Annotated in this window: 24 protein-coding genes; 22 read left to right on the top strand and 2 right to left on the bottom strand. The window is 67.1% G+C overall.

Annotation, left to right across the window (positions count from 1 at the left end; translation table 11 throughout):
- Positions 1–62 precede the first annotated feature (62 nt).
- Both BLR05_RS01115 and BLR05_RS01110 read right to left on the bottom strand, forming a co-directional pair.
- Positions 63–890, bottom strand: coding sequence for an SAM-dependent methyltransferase (locus tag BLR05_RS01115; RefSeq protein WP_092831856.1), 828 nt, complete (start codon positions 888–890; stop codon positions 63–65).
- Positions 887–1,486, bottom strand: coding sequence for a Maf family protein (locus tag BLR05_RS01110; protein WP_092831855.1), 600 nt, complete (start codon positions 1,484–1,486; stop codon positions 887–889). Before BLR05_RS01110 ends, BLR05_RS01115 begins: the two co-directional genes overlap by 4 nt.
- A 26-nt stretch (positions 1,487–1,512) precedes the next feature.
- Here BLR05_RS01110 and BLR05_RS01105 point away from each other — a divergent pair, with 26 nt between their 5' ends.
- The 22 genes from BLR05_RS01105 to nagZ all read left to right on the top strand — a co-directional run bounded on the left by BLR05_RS01105 (position 1,513) and on the right by nagZ (position 21,474).
- Positions 1,513–2,064 carry a YceD family protein gene (locus BLR05_RS01105; RefSeq protein ID WP_092831854.1) on the top strand — a complete coding sequence of 184 codons (552 nt, stop codon included), beginning with the start codon at positions 1,513–1,515 and terminating at the stop codon, positions 2,062–2,064.
- Between the two features lie 104 nt (positions 2,065–2,168).
- Positions 2,169–2,351 carry a 50S ribosomal protein L32 gene (gene rpmF / locus BLR05_RS01100; protein ID WP_005794249.1) on the top strand — a complete coding sequence of 61 codons (183 nt, stop codon included), beginning with the start codon at positions 2,169–2,171 and terminating at the stop codon, positions 2,349–2,351.
- 112 nt (positions 2,352–2,463) lie between these two features.
- Positions 2,464–3,498, top strand: coding sequence for a phosphate acyltransferase PlsX (gene plsX, locus BLR05_RS01095; RefSeq protein ID WP_092831853.1), 1,035 nt, complete (start codon positions 2,464–2,466; stop codon positions 3,496–3,498).
- A gap of 23 nt (positions 3,499–3,521) precedes the next feature.
- Positions 3,522–4,499, top strand: a complete 978-nt coding sequence (locus BLR05_RS01090; protein ID WP_092831852.1) for a beta-ketoacyl-ACP synthase III — start codon at positions 3,522–3,524, stop codon at positions 4,497–4,499.
- A 67-nt stretch (positions 4,500–4,566) separates the two neighbouring features.
- Complete coding sequence (gene fabD / locus BLR05_RS01085) at positions 4,567–5,523, top strand: ACP S-malonyltransferase (RefSeq protein ID WP_092831851.1); 957 nt, start codon at positions 4,567–4,569, stop codon at positions 5,521–5,523.
- A 12-nt stretch (positions 5,524–5,535) separates the two neighbouring features.
- Complete coding sequence (fabG, locus tag BLR05_RS01080; RefSeq protein ID WP_092831850.1) at positions 5,536–6,291, top strand: 3-oxoacyl-ACP reductase FabG; 756 nt, start codon at positions 5,536–5,538, stop codon at positions 6,289–6,291.
- A gap of 103 nt (positions 6,292–6,394) precedes the next feature.
- Positions 6,395–6,634, top strand: a complete 240-nt coding sequence (acpP, locus tag BLR05_RS01075) for an acyl carrier protein (protein ID WP_003058049.1) — start codon at positions 6,395–6,397, stop codon at positions 6,632–6,634.
- A gap of 68 nt (positions 6,635–6,702) precedes the next feature.
- Positions 6,703–7,947: a beta-ketoacyl-ACP synthase II gene (gene fabF, locus BLR05_RS01070; protein ID WP_092831849.1), complete on the top strand. Its 1,245-nt coding sequence runs from the start codon at positions 6,703–6,705 to the stop codon at positions 7,945–7,947.
- 40 nt (positions 7,948–7,987) lie between these two features.
- Entirely contained in the window at positions 7,988–8,491 is a 504-nt protein-coding gene (locus tag BLR05_RS01065; protein ID WP_092831848.1) for a hypothetical protein, read from the top strand.
- 12 nt (positions 8,492–8,503) lie between these two features.
- Positions 8,504–9,133, top strand: a complete 630-nt coding sequence (gene rpoE, locus BLR05_RS01060) for an RNA polymerase sigma factor RpoE (RefSeq protein WP_092831847.1) — start codon at positions 8,504–8,506, stop codon at positions 9,131–9,133.
- A 62-nt stretch (positions 9,134–9,195) separates the two neighbouring features.
- Complete coding sequence (locus BLR05_RS01055) at positions 9,196–9,822, top strand: sigma-E factor negative regulatory protein (RefSeq protein ID WP_092831846.1); 627 nt, start codon at positions 9,196–9,198, stop codon at positions 9,820–9,822.
- Positions 9,823–9,913: 91 nt separating this feature from the next.
- Positions 9,914–10,954 carry a MucB/RseB C-terminal domain-containing protein gene (locus tag BLR05_RS01050; protein ID WP_092831845.1) on the top strand — a complete coding sequence of 347 codons (1,041 nt, stop codon included), beginning with the start codon at positions 9,914–9,916 and terminating at the stop codon, positions 10,952–10,954.
- A gap of 126 nt (positions 10,955–11,080) precedes the next feature.
- Complete coding sequence (locus tag BLR05_RS01045) at positions 11,081–12,562, top strand: DegQ family serine endoprotease (RefSeq protein WP_092831844.1); 1,482 nt, start codon at positions 11,081–11,083, stop codon at positions 12,560–12,562.
- 476 nt (positions 12,563–13,038) lie between these two features.
- A complete protein-coding gene (gene lepA / locus BLR05_RS01040; RefSeq protein WP_092831843.1) occupies positions 13,039–14,847 on the top strand; it encodes a translation elongation factor 4 in 1,809 nt (602 codons plus the stop codon).
- Positions 14,848–14,852: 5 nt separating this feature from the next.
- The gene (gene lepB, locus BLR05_RS01035) at positions 14,853–15,827 is read left to right on the top strand and encodes a signal peptidase I (protein WP_092831842.1); all 975 of its coding nucleotides are present in this window, start codon (positions 14,853–14,855) and stop codon (positions 15,825–15,827) included.
- Between the two features lie 59 nt (positions 15,828–15,886).
- A complete protein-coding gene (locus BLR05_RS01030; RefSeq protein WP_092831841.1) occupies positions 15,887–16,288 on the top strand; it encodes a DUF4845 domain-containing protein in 402 nt (133 codons plus the stop codon).
- A gap of 25 nt (positions 16,289–16,313) precedes the next feature.
- Entirely contained in the window at positions 16,314–17,000 is a 687-nt protein-coding gene (gene rnc / locus BLR05_RS01025; RefSeq protein ID WP_092831840.1) for a ribonuclease III, read from the top strand.
- Complete coding sequence (gene era, locus BLR05_RS01020) at positions 16,997–18,046, top strand: GTPase Era (RefSeq protein ID WP_092831839.1); 1,050 nt, start codon at positions 16,997–16,999, stop codon at positions 18,044–18,046. The genes rnc and era overlap by 4 nt, the downstream gene beginning before the upstream one ends.
- A 243-nt stretch (positions 18,047–18,289) precedes the next feature.
- Entirely contained in the window at positions 18,290–19,072 is a 783-nt protein-coding gene (gene recO / locus BLR05_RS01015) for a DNA repair protein RecO (RefSeq protein ID WP_092831838.1), read from the top strand.
- Positions 19,069–19,845: a pyridoxine 5'-phosphate synthase gene (locus BLR05_RS01010; RefSeq protein WP_092831837.1), complete on the top strand. Its 777-nt coding sequence runs from the start codon at positions 19,069–19,071 to the stop codon at positions 19,843–19,845. The genes recO and BLR05_RS01010 overlap by 4 nt, the downstream gene beginning before the upstream one ends.
- Positions 19,842–20,282, top strand: coding sequence for a holo-ACP synthase (gene acpS / locus BLR05_RS01005; RefSeq protein WP_092831836.1), 441 nt, complete (start codon positions 19,842–19,844; stop codon positions 20,280–20,282). Before BLR05_RS01010 ends, acpS begins: the two co-directional genes overlap by 4 nt.
- A 52-nt stretch (positions 20,283–20,334) precedes the next feature.
- A complete protein-coding gene (gene nagZ / locus BLR05_RS01000) occupies positions 20,335–21,474 on the top strand; it encodes a beta-N-acetylhexosaminidase (protein ID WP_092831835.1) in 1,140 nt (379 codons plus the stop codon).
- Positions 21,475–21,656: the final 182 nt, after the last annotated feature.

The following is a 21,656-nucleotide window of genomic DNA, read 5'->3' as shown; positions in this document are numbered from 1 at the left end:
CCGCTCCTGCAAAAAAGAGGCGCCGCGGCGCCTCTTTCCTATTCCAGCCGCGGCTGCGGACCTCAGCGTCCGATGGCAAACACGACGGGTGTGCGGCTGTCCAGCACTTCGGGCTGCTGGCGCCAGTGGCGCACGAGCTGGCTGGCCGTGCGGGCGCTGGCCAGGGTCAGGCCGCTGGCGAATGCCAGGCGGGTGTGGGGCTGCAGCGTCTTGACCAGGGCCTGCCACAGCGCGGGATTGCGGTAGGGCGTTTCGATGAACAACTGTGTCTGCCCCTGCCGCAGCGCCAGCGCCTCCAGCTCCCGGATGCGCTGCGCGCGCTGGGCCGCATCCTGCGGCAGGTAGCCGTTGAACGCGAAGTTCTGGCCGTTGAGGCCACTGGCCGCCAGGGCGAGCAGCAGCGAAACGGGGCCGGTGAGCGGCTCCACGCGCACGCCCAGGTCATGGGCCGCGCGCACCACCGAGCTGCCGGGGTCCGCCACGGCGGGCATCCCCGCCTCGCTGACCAGCCCCATGTCGTGGCCCGCCATCGCCGCAGCCAGCAACGGGCCGGCATCGAAGCCGGCCGCGCCGCCCGGGGCGCCCTGGTGGTCCCCCTTCTTGTGGACCTCGCGCGGCAATTCGGTGATCGACTGGCCCTGCAGCGGCGCAGCCAGTGGATGGAGCGCGTCGATGCGCTTGAGGTAGGCGCGCGTGCTCTTCGCGTTCTCGCAGATCCAGTGGGTGAGCCGTGCGGCTTTCTGCAAGGTGCCTGCCGGGAGTGCGTCCTCCAGCGGGGCCTGCTCATCGCACCCGAAATCCAGGGGCGCGGGTACGAGATACAGCGTGCCGCGCTGCCGGGGCGTACCGGCCGCATCGGGCTGCGCAAGCGTGCGGGACTGCTCCGTCATGGCAGCACCAGTCCCGCGTTGCGCAGCATGCGGCAGGTGCGGATCAGCGGCAGGCCCACCAGCGCGGTGGGGTCGTCGCTCACGATGGCGTCCAGCAGGCTGATGCCCAGGCCCTCGCTCTTGGCGCTGCCCGCGCAGTCGTAGGGTTGTTCGGCGCGCAGGTAGCGCTCGATCTCCTCGTCCGTGAGATCCCGGAAGCGCACTTCCACCGGCGCGAGATCGGTGGCCTCGAAACCCGTGGCGGCGCAGGCCACGGTCACGGCGGTCTGGAACACCACGGTCCGGCCGCGCATGCGCTGCAACTGGGCCACGGCCCGTTCATGGGTGCCCGGCTTGCCCAGCGGGGTGCCGGACAGGTCGGCCACCTGGTCGGAGCCGATGACGACTGCGTCGGGATGGCGCTGTGCCACTGCGCGCGCCTTGGCCTGCGCGAGGCGCAGGGCGAGATCCCGTGGCGACTCGCCGGGTTGCGGGGTCTCGTCCACGTCGGGCGCGGACACATCGAACGGCACCCCCAGCCGGCCGAGCAGTTCGCGCCGGTAGCGGGAGGTGGAGCCCAGTACCAGTGGGCGGAGAGGGGAGGCGGGGGCAGACATGGCGGCGATTCTCTTACACTGCCGCCATGACCAAGGAATTCTCTCCCCAGCGCCTCGACGTCAAGGCATTCGCGCAGGCGGGCGGTCATCTGTCCGGCCATGATTCGCTCCTGAAATACGAGCGGCTGGCCCAGGAGGCCAAGGGGCTGCACCCCGACCTGCTCGTGGACTGGACGGCCGACGGCGAAGTGCGGACCACGCACGGCATCGGTGGCCAGGTATGGCTGCGGCTGCGCGTGCGCGCCGCCTTCCCCATGACCTGCCAGCGCTGCCTCGGACCGGTGGATGTCCCCCTGGAAGTCGATCGCGAATTCCGGTTCGTCGCCGACGAAGCGACCGCCGAGGCGCTCGACGACGAAAGCGAGGAAGACCTGCTGGCCATGAGCCGCGAGTTCAACCTGCGCGAACTGATCGAGGACGAGCTTCTCATGGCGCTGCCGCTCGTTCCCCGCCACGAGGAATGTCCTGCCACTGTGCGGATGGCCTCCAGCGACGAGGATTTCGAGGAGGCCAGCGCGGACAAGCCGAACCCCTTCGCGGCGCTCGCATCCCTCAAGACCGGCAAACACGAAGACTGAAAAACCATTTGGGCTATAATCATGGGCTTCGCGCGAATCCCCTCGTGTCTTCAATGGGCTGATCGCGTTTTTACCAACCCACCCTTTCAAGACCAGGAGCCACCATGGCTGTTCAACAGAACAAAAAGTCCCCCTCCAAGCGCGGCATGCACCGTTCGCACAACGCCCTGAACGTGCCCGGCATCGCTGTCGAGCCCACCACCGGCGAAACCCACCTGCGCCACCACATCAGCCCCAACGGCTTCTACCGTGGCCGCCAGGTGCTGAAGAACAAGTCCGAAGCCTGATCTCCGCTCGCGCGCCGAGGCCCGCTGCTACACATGCGGTAGCGCGGGCCTTTGCTTTGTCCGCTGCTTCTTTTTTCCGGATTCCACCCGCGTGCGATCCGGCGAGTCGCCCATGATCACACTGGCTGTTGACTGCATGGGGGGCGATCACGGCCCCCGCGTCACGCTGGCGGCCTGCCGCCAATTCCTCGAACACCATCCGCAAGCGCGGCTGCTGCTGGTGGGCCAACCCGAGAGCCTGGGCGGGTTCGCGCACGAGCGCGCGCAGATCGTCCCGGCCAGCGAGGTCGTCTTGATGGACGACCCCGTGGAGGTGGCCCTGCGCCGCAAGAAGGACTCCTCCATGCGCGTGGCGATCCAGCAGGTGAAGGACGGCGCGGCGCAGGTCGCCGTGTCGGCCGGCAACACCGGGGCGCTGATGGCCATTGCGCGCTACCTCCTGAAAACCCTGGACGGCATCGACCGGCCCGCCATCGCCACGCAGATGCCCAATGCCCGGGGCGGCGCGACCACCGTGCTGGACCTGGGCGCCAACGTGGATTGCAGCGCCGAGCATCTGCTGCAGTTCGCCGTCATGGGCGCGGCCCTGGTCTCGGCGCTGCACGAGGGCACGCAGGAGCCTGCGGTCGGCCTGCTGAATATCGGCGAGGAGGTCATCAAGGGCAACGAGGTCATCAAGCGCACGGGCGAGCTGCTGCGGTCCGCGGCCGAGTCCGGTGACCTGAACTTCCATGGCAACGTGGAGGGCAATGACATATTCAAGGGCACGGTGGACATCGTCGTGTGTGACGGCTTCGTGGGCAACGTGGCGCTCAAGGCCAGCGAGGGTGTCGCATCGATGATCGTCGGTGCGCTCAAGCAGGAGTTCAAGCGCAGCATCTTCACGAAAATCGCGGCAGTTCTGGCCTATCCGGTGCTATCTGCGCTGATGCGGCGCATGGACCACCGGCGCTACAACGGCGCGGCGCTGCTCGGGCTGCGGGGGCTTGTCTTCAAGAGCCACGGGTCCGCTGACATATTGGCGTTCGAGCAGGCTTTGATCCGCGCGTATGATGCGGCCCGCAACAACCTGCTCGATCGAGTCCGTTCGCGGGTTGCGCATGCCGCGCCCCTGCTGGGCCCCGCCGCCGCGCAGCCGACGCCCTGACGGACCTTTTCGGGCCCCAATGAATGAGCCGTTATTCCCGCATCACAGGCACCGGCAGCAGCCTGCCCCCGCGCCGTCTGACCAATGCCGACCTCGTGGCCGAACTGGCCGGGCGGGGCGTTGAGACCTCGGACCAGTGGATCGTGGAGCGCACGGGCATTCGCGCCCGGCATTTCGCCGAGCGCGACGTGTGCAGCAGCGACCTGGGGCTGGAGGCGGCGCGACAGGCGCTCGATGCCGCAGGCGTGCAGCCTGCGGACATCGACCTCATCATCGTCGCCACGTCCACGCCGGACATGGTCTTCCCTTCCACTGCGTGCATCCTCCAGAACAAGCTGGGCGCCAATGGCTGCCCTGCATTCGACCTGCAGGCAGTGTGCAGCGGCTTCATCTATGCACTGACGGTGGCGGACTCGATGATCCGCTCCGGCGCAGCCCGCCGCGCCCTCGTGGTGGGCTCCGAAGTGTTCAGCCGGCTGCTCGATTTCAACGACCGCACCACCTGCGTGCTGTTCGGCGATGGTGCGGGTGCAGTGGTCCTGGAGGCTTCCGAGGCGCCGGGCATCCTCGCGAGCGACCTGCACGCGGACGGCAGGCACGTCGGCATCCTGTGCGTTCCGGGCAACGTCTATGGTGGCGAGATCCTCGGCGATCCGCTGCTCAAGATGGACGGCCAGGCGGTCTTCAAGCTGGCGGTGGGCGTGCTCGACAAGGCCGCGCGCGCCGTGCTGGACAAGGCGGGGCTCTCCGAATCGGACGTGGACTGGCTGATCCCGCACCAGGCCAACATCCGCATCATGCAGGGCACCGCGAAGAAGCTGGGCCTGCCGATGGACAAGGTGGTGGTCACGGTGGACCAGCATGGCAACACCTCGGCCGCCTCCATCCCGCTCGCGCTCGACCACGCGGTGCGCTCCGGCCAGGTCCGACCGGGGCAGAACCTGCTGCTCGAGGGTGTGGGCGGCGGCTTCACCTGGGGCGCCGTGCTGCTCACCCTCTGAGGAGACTGCCGGCCGGGTGGCGCCATGCTGCGCTGCCCGTGCCGGCTTCTTTCACTGACCTGAATCCATGACAACGAAGAACTTCGCATTCGTCTTTCCCGGGCAGGGCTCGCAATCCGTCGGCATGCTCGACGCCTGGGGCGATCACCCCGCCGTGGTGCAGGTACTCCAGGAGGCTTCCGATGCGCTCGGCGAGGACGTCGGCCGGTTGATCCGCGAAGGGCCCAAGGAGGCCCTGGCGCTGACCACGAACACCCAGCCCGTCATGCTGGTCGCCGGCGTGGCCGCCTGGCGCGTGTGGCTGGCGGAAGGCGGTGCCATGCCCTCGGCGGTGGCGGGGCATTCCCTCGGCGAGTATTCGGCCCTCGTGGCAGCCGGCGTCCTGACGCTGGCCCAGGCTGCCCCGCTGGTGCGGCTGCGTGCCTCCGCCATGCAGGAGGCCGTGCCCGTGGGCGTGGGCGCCATGGCCGCCATCCTCGGGCTGGACGCCTCGAAGGTGGTGCAAGGCTGCGCGCAGGCCGCCGCGGGCTTTCCCGCCGGCAGCGGCGATGTCGTGGAGGCTGTGAATTTCAATGATCCCGCGCAGACCGTGATCGCCGGCACCAAGGCCGGCGTGGACAAGGCGTGCGAGGTCCTCAAGGCCGGCGGGGCCAAGCGCGCATTGCCGCTGCCCGTCTCCGCGCCGTTCCACTCCAGCCTGATGAAGCCTGCCGCGGAGAAGCTGCGCGCGGCCCTGGCGCAGGTGGTGCTGGCGGCACCGCGGATTCCGGTGGTGAACAATATCGACGTGGCCGTGGTGCAGGATGCGGACGCGATTCGCTACGCGCTCTACCGGCAGGCCTTCGGCCCCGTCCGGTGGGTCGAGTGCGTCGCAGCGCTCAAGGCGCGGGGCGTCACGCATGTGGTGGAATGCGGACCGGGCAAGGTGCTCGCCGGCATGGTCCGGCGCATCGACGCGGCGCTGGTGGCCTCCACCGTGCACGATCCCGCCTCGCTGCAGGAAACCCGTGAACTGCTGGCATAAGACTCCGACACCATGACCACTTCCCCATCCTCCGCCAACACCCCCCGGATCGCCCTGGTGACCGGGGCTTCCCGTGGCATCGGCGCCGCGATCGCCGCCGAGCTGGCGGCCCGCGGCTTCCGTGTCGTCGGCACTGCGACGACGGCAGAGGGCGCCGAACGCATCACGCAGGCCCTGTCCGGCCATGACGGCTGCCGCGGTGCTGCGCTCGACGTCAACGATGCAGCGGCGCTGGATGCGCTCATCGACGGCATCGTGAAGGAGCGGGGCGCCCTCCACGTGCTCATCAACAACGCAGGCATCACCCGCGACCAGATCGCCATGCGCATGAAGGACGACGACTGGGATGCCGTGCTCGACACCAACCTGAAGTCGGTCTTCCGCGCCTGCCGTGCAGTCATGCGCCCGATGATGAAGCAGCGCTATGGCCGCATCGTCAACATCACGAGCGTCGTGGGTGCCTCCGGCAATCCGGGGCAGGCGAACTACGCCGCGGCCAAGGCGGGCCTCGCCGGCATGACGCGATCGCTGGCCCGCGAGCTGGGCAGCCGGGGCATCACCGTGAATTGCGTGGCTCCCGGATTCATCCGTACCGACATGACGTCGGAGCTGTCCGAAGAGCAGAACAAGGCCCTGCAGATGCAGATTCCGCTGGGCCACATGGGGCAGCCCTCCGACATCGCCAAGGCCGTGGCCTACCTTGCTTCGGATGACGCGGGGTATGTGACGGGCCAGGAGTTGCATGTCAATGGCGGCATGTACATGTAATTGATGAAAGTTGACGCCGGTTGTTCCGCCCGGCGAGCCATTTCGAGGTGTATCCCGATACGGCTAGAATCGCGGATTCATTCACAACCCCCAAAGGGAAACCATGAGCGATATCGAAGCACGTGTCAAAAAAATCATCGCCGAACAACTCGGCGTGGAAGAGTCGCAAGTCACCAATGAAAAGGCTTTCGTGGCCGACCTGGGTGCCGACTCCCTCGACACGGTGGAGCTGGTGATGGCGCTGGAAGACGAGTTCGGCATCGAGATCCCTGACGAAGACGCAGAGAAGATCACGACGGTGCAGAACGCCATCGACTACGCGAACACCCACCAGAAGGCCTGAGCCTCCGGTCTTCGCCTTCCTCTCGGATCGCCCTGCGGTCCGGTATCAGCACGAAAGAGTCTTAGCGCATGAGCCGTCGTCGCGTCGTCGTGACCGGCCTGGGTTGCGTCAGCCCCGTCGGTAACACGGTGGCGCAAGCCTGGGCCCAAATCCTTGCCGGTCAGTCCGGCATTGGCCTCATCACCAAGTTCGATGCTTCGAACTTTGCCTGCAAGATTGCCGGCGAGGTCAAGGATTTCGACCTGAATGCCTATATCAGCGCCAAGGATGCGCGCACGATGGACAGCTTCATCCACTACGGCATCGCCGCAGCGGAGCAGGCTGTGCGCGATGCGGACCTGCCCGTGGGCGAGGCCCTGGAAGAGGAACTGGCCACGCGCATCGGCTGCATCATCGGCTCGGGCATCGGCGGCCTGCCGCTGATCGAGAACACGCATGCGGAACTGGAGAACCGCGGCCCCCGCCGCATCACTCCCTTCTTCGTTCCCGCGTCCATCATCAACATGGTGGCTGGGCATGTTTCCATGCGCTTCGGCTTCAAGGGGCCGAACCTCTCGGTGGTCACTGCCTGCACCACGGGCCTGCACTGCATCGGCGAGGGCGCCCGCAAGATCGAGTACGGCGATGCCGACGTGATCGTCGCAGGCGGTACGGAATCCACGGTGTCGCCCCTGGGCGTGGGAGGATTCGCCGCGATGCGGGCGCTGTCCACGCGCAACGACGATCCCGCCACGGCATCCCGTCCGTGGGACAAGGACCGCGACGGCTTCGTGCTGGGCGAAGGTGCCGGCGTGCTGGTGCTGGAAGAGTACGAGCATGCGAAGGCCCGCGGCGCGAAGATCTATGCCGAGCTGTCCGGCTACGGCATGAGCGCGGACGCCGGCCACATGACCGCACCCAGCATGGACGGCCCGCGGCGCGCCATGCTGTCGGCCCTGCGCAATGCCGGCATCAATGCCGACGAGGTCGACTACCTGAACGCACATGGCACCTCGACGCCCCTGGGCGATCTGAACGAGACCAACGCCATCAAGGCGGCCCTGGGCGACCATGCCAGGAACATGGTGGTGAGCTCGACGAAGTCGATGACCGGCCACCTGCTCGGCGGTGCCGGCGGCATCGAGAGCGTGTTCACCGTGCTGGCGCTGCATGACCAGAAGGTGCCTCCCACGATCAACATCTTCGAACAGGATCCGGAGTGCGATCTGGACTACTGCGCCAATACCGCGCGGGACATGAAGATGGACATCGCGGTGAAGAACAATTTCGGCTTCGGCGGCACCAACGGCACGCTGGTCTTCCGGCGCATTTGACGGCCTCACCGCCGTGGCGGCTACGGGGTATCCCGCATCCATGGCCCATCTCGCGCGGGAGGAATTCCTCTCCCCGGTACTGCGCCACCCCGCAGGCGCGGAGCAGAGGGTTCGTGGCTGGGTGCTCGGCGCCAGTCTTGCCGGCCTTGCGGCGTGGGCGGCCTGGGCCTTCTGCGGAAGCGGTGCGTCTGCCTGGACGGCTGCCTGCGGCCTGGCGCTGTGGAGCGGGGTCTCGATGCAGGGCTGGCGCGCTGCATCCCGGTGGTCCTCCGGGGTCCTGGCATGGGATGGCCTGCTGTGGTCCCTGGACCGTGGCAGGGCGTACCCCCCGGTGTGCGGGCGCCTGGAGGTCGCGCTGGATCTGCAGCGGTTCCTGCTGGTGCGCATCGTGGGCCAGGATGGCCGGAATGCCTGGCTGGGCCTCGAGCCCGGCCGCCACGCCGCCGGATGGCTCACGCTCCGCCGTGCGGTATATTCGCGCCCCAGACGGGAGCCCGCAGCCCAGAGGCCGACGATGCCCTCCGCTCATCGCCCCGATGCGTGAGCCCACGAATACATGAACGCTTCCCTGCCCCCGCCTTCCCCCGCCGACAGCGACCTCCAGCTCGTGGAGCGCACCGTGTCCGGCGACCAGCGGGCCTACGGGCTGCTGGTCGTGAAGTACCAGCGCCGCATCGAACGCCTCATCGGCCGCATGGTGCGCGACACGGACCTGGTGCAGGACATCGCCCAGGAGACCTTCCTGCGTGCCTACCGCGCATTGCACCAGTTCCGCGGAGAGGCGCAGTTCTACACCTGGCTCTACCGTATCGCGGTGAATACGGCGAAGAAGGCCTTGATGGACATCAAGCGCAATCCCGTCATTTCCGAGAACGCATTGCGAGGTGGAGAGGACGAGGATGAAACTTCCCGTATCGGACATGAACTAACCAGCGACGAAACCCCGGAAACCGTGCTGGCCGCGCAGGAGATTGCCGCGGCGGTCAACACGGCCATGGAGGCGTTGCCGGAGGATCTGCGCCAGGCGGTCACGCTGCGCGAGATCGAAGGCCTGACCTATGAAGAGATCGCCGAGGTGATGCAGTGCCCCATAGGAACGGTGCGATCGAGGATATTCCGTGCCCGGGAGGCGATTTCCGCCCGGGTGCGCCCATTGCTGGAAAAGCAGACAGGCAAGCGCTGGTGATGCGGGTGTGCCCGGCAGGCCGGGGCAGCGTGCCGGCCCAAGGACGATAGCAGGTGAGAAGCATGAAAGACGATCCGACAATGCGTGAGCAGCTTTCCGCGCTGGCCGATGGCGGCATCGGCGAGGCCGAGTGGGGCGAAGCCTTCGCTTATGCCCAGACCGCCGAGGGCCGGGAAACCTGGGCCGTCTATCACCTGATCGGCGACGTGCTGCGCTCTCCCGAGCTGGCCCGCCCTGGAAGCGCCGCCCTGGCCGATCGCGTGATGTCCCGGCTGGCGCAGGAGGAGCGGCCGTCCGCCCAGGTGGCTCTGCCAGACGCTGCGGTTCCTCTGGCTGCTGCCGCGGTCCAGGCCCAGGGCGAGGCGGCGAATGCCGCCGTGTTCCGCTGGAAGATGGTTGCCGGCCTGGCTTCGCTGGCCGCGGTCGGCGTGCTGGGCTGGAGCAGCCTGTCCGGGGGGGCGCCGGCCGGCGACGCAACCCGGCTGGCCGCGGTGCCCTCGCGCATGGAGGCGCCGGCCGCCACGACGCTGGTGTCCGCGACCGATCCTGCGGGCGAGCCGCAGGTGATGCTGCGCGATCCCCGCCTGGACGAACTGCTGGCAGCGCACCGCCAGTACGGGGGGGCTTCGGCGCTCCAGATGCCGGCAGGTTTCCTGCGCAATGCCACCTTCGAGACGCCCCAGCGCTGAGCGCTTGCAGTACCGGAGATCGGGATTGTCAGGCGCGCGCGACACCGAAGGCGGATGGAAGTGGGTCCGGCGAGGCAGCCGGGTGAAGGGAATGGCAGGGCTGGCGGTATGGCTGGCCTGCGCGCCGTGGCTCTGCGCCTGGGCCGGCACCGAAGGCGGCAACGGTAGCCCCGCGGTCCGGGCTGGGTCCGCGGCCGCCTCCGCACCGCTGGTCCGTAACGAGATCGACGATTGGGTGGAGCGCATCCATCGGGCATCGCGCGAGCAGAGCTACCGCGGCAGCTTCGTGGTGTGGTCTTCCGCGGGGGGCATGACCAGTTCGCGCATCTGGCACGCTACGGACGGCAAGGTGCAGATCGAGCGCATCGAGGCCCTGGATGGCCTGCCGCGCATCGTCTTCCGCAGGGACGATCTGGTTCGCACCTTCCTGCCGCGGGCCCAGGTGGTAAAGGAAGAGCGGCGGGACATGCCGGGCCTGTTCCCCCACCTGCCGCAGGCCGAAAGCAGCGCGGTGTTGCGCCATTACCAGGCCCGGTTCCTCGGCAGCGACCGGGTGGCCGGCCAGGACGCCAGCATCCTGTGGCTGGAGCCCCGGGACGGACTGCGCTTCGGCTACCGCATCTGGATGGCGCGGCCGAGCGGCCTGGTGGTCAAGCTGCAGACGCTGGGCCTGCGTGGCCAGGTGCTGGAGCAGGCGGCGTTCTCGCAGATCGATTTCGACACGCCTCCTTCCGTGCCGCAGCTGATGGCGCAGATGGACGATACCCGCGGGTTCCGGTTGCTGGCCCTGCCGCTGGTGAAGACGACGGCGCGGGAGGCTGGGTGGCAGCTGAACAGGCCGGTGGCCGGATTTGTTCCTGGAGATTGCTACAAGCGGGATCCGGCCATGCTGGCCAGGATGCCCATGCCGCCCCTGCAGTGCATTTTCTCGGACGGCCTGGCCACTGTGTCCCTGTTCTTCGAGCCCTACGACGCCGCGCGCCATGCCGGCGAGCCGCGTCGCATGGACATGGGCGCCACCCAGACCCTTGCCCAGCGGGTGGGCGGAGGCTCCACCTGGCTCACTGCCGTAGGCGAGGTGCCGCAGGAGACCTTGCTGCAACTGGTGGAGCAGATCGAGCCCGTGCGTTGAGCCGCACGTCGCCGGCTGAACGCCGGCCTCAACGCAGGGAACCAAACACGGCCTTGTCCTTCACACCTTCGCATGCGTTCCTGCACAACATCAGCGATTTGCCCAGAAAAGGAAGAAAGGTCTTTCATGTTCACCATGCCGTGTAACCCATCGCGTTTCCGGACACTCGTCCGCTCCCTCGCTGCCGCCGGAGCCGTCGCCCTGGTCCCCGCTGGTGCGCTGCACGCCCAGGCCGCCACCGCCAGCCCGCCGCCGGTGGTCCAGGGGTTGCCGGACTTCACCGACCTGGTGGACCAGGTCGGCCCGGCGGTGGTGAACATCCGGACCATCGAGAAGGCACCCGACCGTTCCTCCACCAATGGCATGGACGAGGAGATGCTGGAGTTCTTCAAGCGCTTCGGCCTGCCCATGCCGGGCGCTCCGCGCCAGCAGCGTCCCCAGCGCCCCGACGAAGAGCAGCCGCGCGGCGTGGGCTCCGGCTTCATCCTCACCTCCGACGGCTACGTGATGACCAACGCCCACGTGGTGGAGGGTGCGCAGGAAGTGCTGGTCACCCTGACCGACAAGCGTGAGTTCAAGGCCAAGATCGTGGGCTCGGACAAGCGCACGGACGTCGCCGTGGTCAAGATCGACGCCACCGGCCTGCCGGCGGTGAAGGTCGGCGACGTGAGCCGCCTGCGCGTCGGCGAGTGGGTGATGGCCATCGGCTCGCCGTTCGGCCTGGAAAACACGGTCACCGCAGGCATCGTGAGCGCCAAGCAGCGCGACACGGGCGACTACCTGCCGTTCATCCAGACGGACGTGGCCATCAATCCCGGCAATTCGGGCGGCCCGCTCATCAACATGCGCGGCGAGGTGGTGGGCATCAACAGCCAGATCTACTCGCGCTCCGGCGGATTCATGGGCATCTCCTTCGCCATCCCGATCGACGAGGCCATCCGCGTGAGCGACCAATTGCGGGCCACGGGGCGCGTGACCCGCGGGCGCATCGGCGTGCAGATCGGCCAGGTCACGAAGGACGTGGCGGAATCGATCGGCCTGGGCAAGACGCAGGGCGCGCTGGTGACGGGCGTGGAAACCGGCTCGCCGGCCGACAAGGCCGGCGTGGAGGCGGGCGACATCATTACCCGTTTCGATGGCAAGAGCATCGACAAGATTTCCGACCTGCCGCGCCTGGTGGGCAACACCAAGCCTGGTAACAAGAGCACCGTGACGGTGTTCCGGCGCGGTGCCACGAAGGACCTGCCCATCACCGTGGCGGAGGTGGAGCCCGACGACAAGCCGGCCGCCGCGGCCGGCGACCGGAGCGCGAAGCCCAAGGCATCGCCCGCCGCCCTGCAGCTCGGCCTCGCGGCCGCCGACCTGACCGATGCCCAGAAAAAGGAACTGAAGGTCAAGGGAGGGGTGCGCGTGACCGGGGTGACCGATGCGGCGGCAAGGGCAGGCCTGCGGGAGGGCGACGTGATCCTGGGAGTCGCCAACACCGAGGTCTCCAGCATGAAGGACTTCGATGCCGTCCTGGCCAAGGCGGACAAGTCCAAGCCCATCAATGTGCTTTTCCGCCGGGGTGACTGGACCCAGTACGCCGTCATCCGCCCGAGCCGGTAAGACACGGCAATGACAGGCAAAGGCCCCATCCTGGAGTGGGAATTGGGGCCTTTCCACTCCCCAGGGGCGCTCCCTGGGGCAGAGGGCGCAGGCATGCCGGCAGAGGAAAAAAGTTCTATCTATGCATTTGGATAGAATGCTGCACGTTTTCAGCCACCTGTCTGCATATGCAAAGCCGGTAACATCACCATATGGGATCGCCCCTTTCCATGCACAGGTGTTCCACAGATCGCCCACAAGTTGTTCGCATGATGTGCTGGCATATTGTGAATAAGCTGTGCATAAATACTGCGTTGCAGAGTGGCAACGCGCCCTGCGGGTCATGACGCGGGCTTTCCCTGTCGGCCTTTTTGCCTACAATGAAGCTCCAACCATCGCAGTTGCCAAAGATTGTTGGTTCAGGGCGCGTCACCACTTGACGCGCCCTTTTTTCTTGTGCGCGCCGTTCTAATTCAACTACTTGTCGCTTCTCGTTGATGAATCACATCAGAAATTTTTCGATCATTGCGCACATCGATCACGGCAAATCGACGCTCGCCGACCGCCTGATCCAGCGCTGCGGCGGCCTGGAAGAGCGCCAGATGGAAGCACAGGTGCTCGATTCGATGGACATCGAAAAAGAGCGTGGGATAACCATCAAGGCCCAGACGGCCGCGCTGCAATACAAGGCCAAGGATGGCCAGGTCTACAACCTCAACCTGATCGACACGCCCGGCCACGTGGACTTCTCGTACGAGGTTTCGCGCTCGCTGTCCGCCTGCGAGGGCGCGCTGCTCGTGGTCGATGCCTCGCAGGGCGTGGAAGCCCAGACGGTGGCCAATTGCTACACGGCCCTGGACCTCGGCGTGGAAGTGCTGCCCGTGCTCAACAAGATGGATCTGCCGCAGGCCGATCCCGACAACGCCAAGGCCGAGATCGAGGACGTGATCGGCATCGACGCGACCGATGCGATTCCCTGTTCCGCCAAGACCGGCATGGGCATCGACGAGATCCTCGAGCTCATCGTCGCCAAGGTGCCTGCGCCGCGCGGCAATCCCGATGCGCCGCTGCGCGCCATGATCATCGACAGCTGGTTCGATCCGTACGTGGGCGTGGTGATGCTGGTGCGCGTGGTCGATGGCCGGCTGCTCAAGGGCGAGCGCTTCAAGATGATGGCTTCCGGTGCGGCCTATAACGCCGACAACCTGGGCGTCTTCACACCCGCCAACGAGTCGCGCAACGCACTGAATGCGGGCGAGGTGGGCTACATCATCGCCGGCATCAAGGAGCTCAAGGCCGCGAAGGTGGGCGACACCATCACGCTGGAGAAGAAGCTGCCCAACAACCTGGGCCCGGCCGAGCAGGCACTGCCCGGCTTCAAGGAAATCCAGCCGCAGGTGTTCGCAGGGCTGTACCCAACCGAGGCCAGCGAGTACGACCAGCTGCGCGACGCGCTCGAGAAGCTGCAGCTCAACGATGCATCGCTGCACTTCGAGCCCGAGGTGTCGCAGGCGCTGGGCTTCGGCTTTCGCTGCGGTTTCCTGGGCCTGCTGCACATGGAGATCGTGCAGGAGCGCCTGGAGCGCGAGTTCGACCAGGACCTCATCACCACCGCGCCCAGCGTGGTGTATGAAGTGGTCAAGGGCGACGGCGAGGTCATCATGGTGGAGAACCCCTCCAAAATGCCGGACCAGGGCCGCATCCAGGAGGTCCGCGAGCCCATCGTGACCGTGCATCTCTACATGCCGCAGGAATACGTGGGGCCGGTGATGACGCTGGCCAACCAGAAGCGCGGCGTGCAGCTGAACATGGCCTACCACGGCCGCCAGGTGATGCTGACCTACGAGCTGCCGCTGGGCGAGATCGTGCTGGACTTCTTCGACAAGCTGAAATCGGTGTCGCGCGGCTATGCATCCATGGACTATGAGTTCAAGGAGTACCGGGCCTCCGACGTGGTGAAGGTGGATATCCTGCTCAACGGCGAGAAGGTCGATGCGCTGTCCATCATCGTCCACCGCAGCCAGTCGGCGTACCGCGGCCGCGCGGTAGCCGCCAAGATGCGCGAGATCATCAGCCGCCAGATGTTCGATGTGGCGATCCAGGCCGCCATCGGCGCCAACATCATCGCGCGCGAGACCATCAAGGCGCTGCGCAAGAACGTGCTGGCCAAGTGCTACGGCGGCGACATCACCCGCAAGCGCAAGCTGCTGGAGAAGCAGAAGGCGGGCAAGAAACGCATGAAGCAGATCGGTTCTGTCGAAGTGCCGCAGGAGGCGTTCCTCGCCATCCTGCAAGTGGAGGAGTGATACCGATGCAAGCCATGCAATACGTGACCGCCGCGATCCTGGCGGCCTTCGTCGGCTATGTGGGTGCCTGGTACGTGGGCGCCATCGAGGGCAATTTCGCGCTGCTGCTGCTGCTGGCGACGGTGGTGACCGGTGCCTACTGGCTGGCCGAGCGCTTCGTCTTCCTGCCGCGGCGCCGGCGCGCGGCCCAGGCCATCGAGGACGCAGCCGTGCAGCGGCGTGCCGAGCTGGACCGCATGGGCATTGCCAAGGTCGATGGCGACGTGCATGAGGCGAAGGACCGCATCCTGATGCAGCCGTGGTGGCTGGACTGGACGGCGGGGCTCTTCCCGGTGATCGCCATCGTCTTCGTGCTGCGCTCGTTCCTCTTCGAGCCGTTCAAGATCCCTTCCGGTTCGATGATCCCGACCCTGCTGGTGGGCGACCTGATCCTGGTGAACAAGTTCACCTACGGCATCCGGCTGCCGGTGATCAACAAGAAGATCACGCAGGGCACGCCGCCCCAGCGCGGCGACGTGATGGTGTTCCGCTATCCGCCGCAGCCCAGCATGGACTACATCAAGCGCGTGGTCGGCGTGCCGGGCGATGAGATCGCCTACCTGAACAAGCGGCTCATGGTGAACGGCAAGCCGGTCGAGACCACGGCGCTGCCCGATTTCCTCGACGAGGACACGATGCGCTACTTCAAGCAGTACGACGAGCATCTGGGCGCCAAGCCGCACCGCATGATCAACAATCCCGACGTGCCCGCATTCATCCAGGGGGCCAGCGACTACGCCTTCCGCGAGAATTGCCGATACAGCGTGGAGGGGGTGGTGTGCAAGGTGCCCGAAGGCCACTATTTCATGATGGGCGACAACCGTGATAATTCGCTCGATTCACGCTATTGGGGCTTCGTGCCCGACGCGAACATCGTCGGCAAGGCTTTTTTCGTGTGGATGAATTTCAGCAACCTGAAGCGCATCGGCGGCTTCCAGTGAGCGGCACGCCGCGGACCGCGGCGTGCCCCCAAGACATACCAAAGAAGAGGGTCCGGACCATGGGTCTGCATCAGCACCATCTGCCTCGTTCCGCATCGACCGCCCCGCGAACGGTCCGCCGATCCCGTCAGCGCGGCCTGTCCTTCATCGGCCTGGTGTTCCTCGCCTTGTTCGCGGTGGCCGTGTTCGCCATCGGCGGGCAGTCGGTGCCCATCTTCCTGGAGTACCAGGCCATCCGCAAGGCGGCCGCCAAGGCAGCGCGCGAGGCGTCCACGGTGCCGGAAGTGCGGGCCTCCTTCGATCGCGCAGCCGCGATCGACAACATCAGCTCCATCAGCGGCAAGGACCTCGAGGTGACGAAGCGCAACGACAAGATCGTGGTGTCCTTCGGCTACTCGCGCGAGATCGCGCTCGTCGGCCCCGCGTACCTGGTGTACCGCTTCCGTGACCAGACCAACTGACCCTTTTCTTCCTACCTTCTCCGTTTTGGTTTCACCCAGCCTTTCCGCGTTGCAGGACCGCCTGCAGCATGCCTTCTCCGATCCATCCCTGCTGCAGCGGGCCATCACGCACCGCAGCTTCTCGGCCGACCACAATGAACGCCTGGAGTTTCTCGGCGATTCGGTGCTGAACCTGGCCGTCTCGAGCCTGCTCTACCAGCGCCTGAGCGACCTGCCGGAAGGCGATCTCTCCCGGGTGCGGGCCAACCTGGTGCGCCAGGAGGCGCTGCACGGCCTGGCCCTGGGCCTGCAGTTGCCGCAGGTACTGCGGCTGGGCGAAGGCGAGACGAAATCCGGCGGCAAGCAGCGCCCGTCCATCCTGGCCGATGCCCTGGAAGCCCTGATCGGCGCCGTCTACCTGGATGCCGGCTACCAGTGTGCCGAAGCGCTGGTGCATCGGCTCTACCAGGACGTGGAGATCAATCCACGCATGCAGGCGGCCGAGAAGGATGCCAAGACCGCTTTGCAGGAGTGGCTGCAGGGCCGCAAAATGAAGCTGCCGCAGTACCGCGTGGTCGCCACGGTGGGGGCCGCCCACCGGCAGACCTTCGATGTGGAGTGCGACATCCCGGAACTGGGCCTGACCGAGCGCGGCATCGGCGGATCGCGGAGGGCGGGCGAACAGGCTGCTGCCGCCGCCATGCTGGCCACCCTGAAAGCGAAACACCCATGAATTCCTCCGTTCCCCCCGCTTCCGGCCAACCCGGCACCCCTGTCGCTCCCCAGGACGACCTGGAGGCCATGCTGGCCGCGGCACGACCGGGCGCTGCGCCCGCAAAGCCGGGCGGCACTGGCGCTGTCTCGGAGGCCGCCGCCGCACAGGGCCCGCAGCGCTGCGGCCTCATCGCCATCGTGGGCAAGCCGAACGTCGGCAAGTCCACGCTCATGAACGCGCTGGTCGGGCAGAAGATCAGCATCACCTCGCGCAAGGCGCAGACCACGCGCCACCGCATTACCGGCATCCGCACGCGCGAAGGCACGCAGTTCGTCTTCGTCGATACGCCGGGCTTCCAGACACGGCACAGCACGGCACTCAACAAGTCGCTCAACAAGACGGTGATGGGCGCGATCGGCGACGTGGACCTGATCCTTTTCGTGGTCGAGGCGGGCAGCTTTACCCTGGCTGACGCCAAGGTGCTGTCACTCTTCAAGCCCGGCATTCCGACGCTGCTGATCGCCAACAAGCTCGACGAGGTGCATCGCCGCGCCGAGATCGCGCCCTGGCTCAAGGGCATGCAGGAACGCCATCCGTTCGCCGAGTTCGTGCCCATGTCGGCCAAGAACAAGGGCGACATCGAGAGGCTGTTCGGCATCTGCGCCAAGTACCTGCCCGAGCAGCCCTGGTTCTACGGTGAAGACGAACTGACGGACCGCAGCGAAAAGTTTCTTGCGAGCGAGACCGTGCGCGAGAAGCTCTTCCGCTTCACCGGCGACGAATTGCCCTATACCTCCACCGTCGTGATCGACAAGATGGAGGAAGAGCCCAGCAAGACGCACAAGCGCTTCATCCGCGTGGCGGCCACCATCGTGGTGGAGCGCGACAGCCACAAGGCCATGGTGATCGGCGACAAGGGCGAACGCCTGAAGCGCATCAGTACCGAGGCGCGCCAGGAAATGGAGCGGCTGATGGACGCGAAGGTGTTCCTGGAAGTATGGGTGAAGGTGCGCTCGGGCTGGGCTGACGACGAGGCCCGGGTGCGTTCGTTCGGGTATGAGTAACTCCCCCCTGAGTCGCCTGCGGCGCCTTCCCCCCAGGGGGACGACGCCAGCGGCCGGGCGAAGCCCGTTCCGCGGCGTCTGCTGGCTTGGCCTGCTCCGCGGCCTTTCGTCCCGTGGCGCCACCCGGGTCGCTGGCGATTGCCAGCCCGCAGCGGGGATGCTGGCGCCTTGATTGCGGGTAAAACGGTTTCCCGCTTTTCTGTGTCCTTCGACGCAAAGCCGCCATTGATTGCATAGCCCTCCATGGCCGCACGCCGCATTTCCGACGAACCCGCCTATGTGCTGCACCGCTACGACTGGAGCGAGTCCAGCCTGATCCTGGACGTGTTCACACGCCACCATGGGCGGGTGGCGCTGGTGGCGAAGGGGGCGAAGAAGCCGACGTCCAATTTCCGGCCCGTGCTGCTGCCGCTGCAACCTCTGCGCGTCACCTATACGCTGAACGGCGAGGGACGGGAGGAGGTGCATGGGCTCAAGGGGGCCGAGTGGGTGGGCGGGCACGTCATGCCCACGGGCGACGCGCTGCTTTCGGGTCTGTACCTCAATGAATTGCTGATGCGGCTTCTGGCGCGCGAGGACACGCATGCCGCGCTGTTCGATGCCTACGCCGGCGTGGTGCGGGTGCTGGCCAGCGAGCATGGCGATGCCCTGGAGCCCGTGCTGCGCAGTTTCGAGTTGCTGCTGCTGCGCGAGATCGGGCTGCTGCCCGCGCTGGATGTGGAAACGTCCACGCTGGCACCGCTGGCGCCGGCAGCCCGCTATGCGCTGGTGCCGGAGGCCGGACTGCGGGCCGCCCTGGCCTCGGACCGTGCCACGCTCGGCGGTGCGCAGTGGCGCCAGCTGGAACGCTCGCTGGGAGAGGCCCAGCCCTATACGGCCACGCTGCGCGCGATCGTGGCGGGACTCGCCGCCAGTGCTTCTCCGGCCGCGGATCTCAAGCCGCAGCTCCGTGCCCTGCTGCAATACCATTGCGGCAGTCCCCTGCTGCGGACGCGGCAGCTCATGATCGATCTCCAATCCCTATGACCCAGCATTCCCTGCGCACCGCGCTGTCGGTGAACGTCAACAAGGTGGCCCTCGTGCGCAACACGCGCCACCTGGGCATTCCCAGCGTGGAGCGTGCCGCGCTGCTGTGCCTGGAGGCAGGCGCGCAGGGCATCACCATCCATCCGCGCCCGGACGGACGCCATATCCGCGCGGACGACGTACCGGCGCTGGCTTCGCTGCTGCGCCAGTGGCCCGACCGCGAGTTCAACATCGAGGGCAATCCGTCGCAGAACCTCATGGAATTCATCCGCGCCGTGCGTCCGCACCAGGCCACCTTCGTGCCGGACGGTGAGGATCAGTTCACCAGCGATCACGGCTGGAGCTTCCCGCAGGACGCCGAGCGCCTGGCGCCGCTCGTGGCCGAATGCCGCGGGCTGGGCGTGCGCGTGAGCCTGTTCATGGATGCGGAGCCGGCGCAGATGGCCGCCGCGCGCGCCGTGGGCGCGGACCGTGTGGAGCTCTACACCGAACCCTATGCCGCGGCCTGGGGCACGCCTGCCCAGGAGGCGCAGCTCCTGCGCTATGCGGTGGCGGCCGGGGCGGCGCTGGAGGCCGGGCTGGGCGTGAACGCAGGGCACGATCTCAACCGGGACAATCTCGCAGCCTTCGTCGCGCGCGTGCCGGGCCTTCTGGAAGTGTCCATCGGGCATGCCTTCGTCGCGGATGCGCTGGAGCTGGGCTACGCCGCCACCGTGCAGGCCTACCAGCGCTGCATCGATGCCGGCATGGCGCAGCGGCGGGCCGGCGCATGATCTACGGCATCGGCACCGATATCTGCGATGTCCGCCGCATCCGGGCGAGCCTGGAGCGCCATGGTGACCGTTTCGCCGAGAAGGTGCTCGCGTCCGGCGAACTGCGCACATGGCGCGAACGCAGCGCACGTTGGCCCGAGCGCGGCGTGCGCTATCTGGCCACGCGCTTCTCCGCCAAGGAAGCCTTCAGCAAGGCCATCGGCATGGGCATGCGCATGCCGATGACCTGGCGGGACTGCGAGGTGGCCAAGCTGCCGAGCGGCCAGCCCGTCATCGTGCTGCATGGGGCGCTCAAGGTCTGGTTCGAGGCCCGGGGGCTGCGCTGCCACCTGAGCGTCACCGACGAGAGCGACTATGCGGCGAGCTTCTGCGTGGTGGAGCGCGGGGAGCCAGGCGAGGGCACCCGCCCGGAGTCTGTGCAGCGCCCTCCGGCCTGAGCCGCACCGCCGCATTCCTCTTTCCCCTTTACGCACGTACGACGTTTCCTGCATGACTGCCGACATCGAACACGCACCCCTCATCCTCGACATCGCCGGCACGGCGCTCACTCCGGCCGACCGCAGGCGCCTGGCCCACCCGCTCACGGGGGGCATCATCCTGTTCGCCCGGAACTGGGAGAACCGCGCGCAGCTGCTGGAGCTCACGGCCTCGATCAAGGCCGTTCGGGACGATCTGCTCATCTGCGTGGACCACGAGGGGGGCCGGGTGCAGCGTTTCCGCACCGACGGCTTTACCCACCTGCCGCCGATGCGGGCCCTGGGCGCGCTGTGGATGGACGACGGCCGCCAGGGCCCTGGCACCGGCGCGATGCGAGCGATGGATGCGGCCAGCGCCGTCGGGTATGTGCTGGCCAGCGAGTTGCGCGCCTGCGGCGTGGATTTTTCGTTCGCACCGGTGCTGGATCTGGACTGGCCATCGGGCGGGGACGGGCCTGCAGGCAGCGCCTCGGCGAGCAGCGTGATTGGCGACCGGGCCTTCCACCGAGACCCGCGGGTGGTCACGATGCTGGCCAAAAGCGTGGCACATGGCCTGCTCAAGGCAGGCATGGCGCATTGCGGCAAGCATTTCCCGGGACATGGCTTCGTCGCGGCCGATTCGCATACCGACGTACCCGTGGACCGGCGCAGCCTGGGCGCGATCCTGGCGGATGACGCCGCGCCCTATGCCTGGCTGTCGAACACGCTCACCAGTGTGATGCCGGCCCATGTCATCTACCCGCGCGTGGACCGCCTGCCGGCGGGATTCTCGCGCCGGTGGCTGCAGGACATCCTGCGCCAGCGCCTGCGTTTCAGCGGCGCGGTGTTCAGCGACGACCTCAGCATGGAAGGTGCCCGTCGCATCGACGGAGCCGTGGTGGACTTTGCGACCGCCACGCTCGCTGCCCTCGATGCAGGCTGCGACCTCGTGCTGCTGTGCAACCAGAGCCTGGTGGGCGAGGGGCGCGAGCAGGGCAGGGCGCTCGACGATGTGCTGCAAGCCCTGGAGCGCGCACGCGGCGAAGGGCGCTGGCGCCCCAGTCCGGACAGCGAGGCCCGCCGGCTCGCCCTGCTTCCGCAGGCAATGCCCCATCCCTGGGATGAACTCATGCTGGAGCCGGATTACCTGCGGGCGCTGGATTGCCTGCCTTGACGGCCGGATTTTTTGTAACTGAATGATTCTCGTGCCGCGCATGGCCTGTTTTTCGCAACAAGCCGGGGCGCATGGGAAAACCGCGCCGGGGATGCGCATTGCGCTGCCGCGGCCGGACACATCGGGCTACACATGGCGTCAACGCCTGCCCAGGCATGGCGTTACGAACAGCAAACAGTGCC

The organism is Paracidovorax cattleyae (assembly GCF_900104515.1).
GTDB lineage: Bacteria > Pseudomonadota > Gammaproteobacteria > Burkholderiales > Burkholderiaceae_C > Paracidovorax > Paracidovorax cattleyae.
This window is presented reverse-complemented; position numbering and strand designations above follow the sequence as displayed.

What these genes read in the sequence shown, in the direction of transcription:
- BLR05_RS01115 (WP_092831856.1), bottom strand. Translation starts at nt 890, where the DNA reads ATGACGGAGCAGTCCCGCACGCTTGCGCAGCCCGATGCGGCCGGTACG.
- BLR05_RS01110 (WP_092831855.1), bottom strand. Translation starts at nt 1,486, where the DNA reads ATGTCTGCCCCCGCCTCCCCTCTCCGCCCACTGGTACTGGGCTCCACC.
- BLR05_RS01105 (WP_092831854.1), top strand. Translation starts at nt 1,513, where the DNA reads ATGACCAAGGAATTCTCTCCCCAGCGCCTCGACGTCAAGGCATTCGCG.
- rpmF (WP_005794249.1), top strand. Translation starts at nt 2,169, where the DNA reads ATGGCTGTTCAACAGAACAAAAAGTCCCCCTCCAAGCGCGGCATGCAC.
- plsX (WP_092831853.1), top strand. Translation starts at nt 2,464, where the DNA reads ATGATCACACTGGCTGTTGACTGCATGGGGGGCGATCACGGCCCCCGC.
- BLR05_RS01090 (WP_092831852.1), top strand. Translation starts at nt 3,522, where the DNA reads ATGAGCCGTTATTCCCGCATCACAGGCACCGGCAGCAGCCTGCCCCCG.
- fabD (WP_092831851.1), top strand. Translation starts at nt 4,567, where the DNA reads ATGACAACGAAGAACTTCGCATTCGTCTTTCCCGGGCAGGGCTCGCAA.
- fabG (WP_092831850.1), top strand. Translation starts at nt 5,536, where the DNA reads ATGACCACTTCCCCATCCTCCGCCAACACCCCCCGGATCGCCCTGGTG.
- acpP (WP_003058049.1), top strand. Translation starts at nt 6,395, where the DNA reads ATGAGCGATATCGAAGCACGTGTCAAAAAAATCATCGCCGAACAACTC.
- fabF (WP_092831849.1), top strand. Translation starts at nt 6,703, where the DNA reads ATGAGCCGTCGTCGCGTCGTCGTGACCGGCCTGGGTTGCGTCAGCCCC.
- BLR05_RS01065 (WP_092831848.1), top strand. Translation starts at nt 7,988, where the DNA reads ATGGCCCATCTCGCGCGGGAGGAATTCCTCTCCCCGGTACTGCGCCAC.
- rpoE (WP_092831847.1), top strand. Translation starts at nt 8,504, where the DNA reads ATGAACGCTTCCCTGCCCCCGCCTTCCCCCGCCGACAGCGACCTCCAG.
- BLR05_RS01055 (WP_092831846.1), top strand. Translation starts at nt 9,196, where the DNA reads ATGAAAGACGATCCGACAATGCGTGAGCAGCTTTCCGCGCTGGCCGAT.
- BLR05_RS01050 (WP_092831845.1), top strand. Translation starts at nt 9,914, where the DNA reads ATGGCAGGGCTGGCGGTATGGCTGGCCTGCGCGCCGTGGCTCTGCGCC.
- BLR05_RS01045 (WP_092831844.1), top strand. Translation starts at nt 11,081, where the DNA reads ATGTTCACCATGCCGTGTAACCCATCGCGTTTCCGGACACTCGTCCGC.
- lepA (WP_092831843.1), top strand. Translation starts at nt 13,039, where the DNA reads ATGAATCACATCAGAAATTTTTCGATCATTGCGCACATCGATCACGGC.
- lepB (WP_092831842.1), top strand. Translation starts at nt 14,853, where the DNA reads ATGCAAGCCATGCAATACGTGACCGCCGCGATCCTGGCGGCCTTCGTC.
- BLR05_RS01030 (WP_092831841.1), top strand. Translation starts at nt 15,887, where the DNA reads ATGGGTCTGCATCAGCACCATCTGCCTCGTTCCGCATCGACCGCCCCG.
- era (WP_092831839.1), top strand. Translation starts at nt 16,997, where the DNA reads ATGAATTCCTCCGTTCCCCCCGCTTCCGGCCAACCCGGCACCCCTGTC.
- recO (WP_092831838.1), top strand. Translation starts at nt 18,290, where the DNA reads ATGGCCGCACGCCGCATTTCCGACGAACCCGCCTATGTGCTGCACCGC.
- BLR05_RS01010 (WP_092831837.1), top strand. Translation starts at nt 19,069, where the DNA reads ATGACCCAGCATTCCCTGCGCACCGCGCTGTCGGTGAACGTCAACAAG.
- acpS (WP_092831836.1), top strand. Translation starts at nt 19,842, where the DNA reads ATGATCTACGGCATCGGCACCGATATCTGCGATGTCCGCCGCATCCGG.
- nagZ (WP_092831835.1), top strand. Translation starts at nt 20,335, where the DNA reads ATGACTGCCGACATCGAACACGCACCCCTCATCCTCGACATCGCCGGC.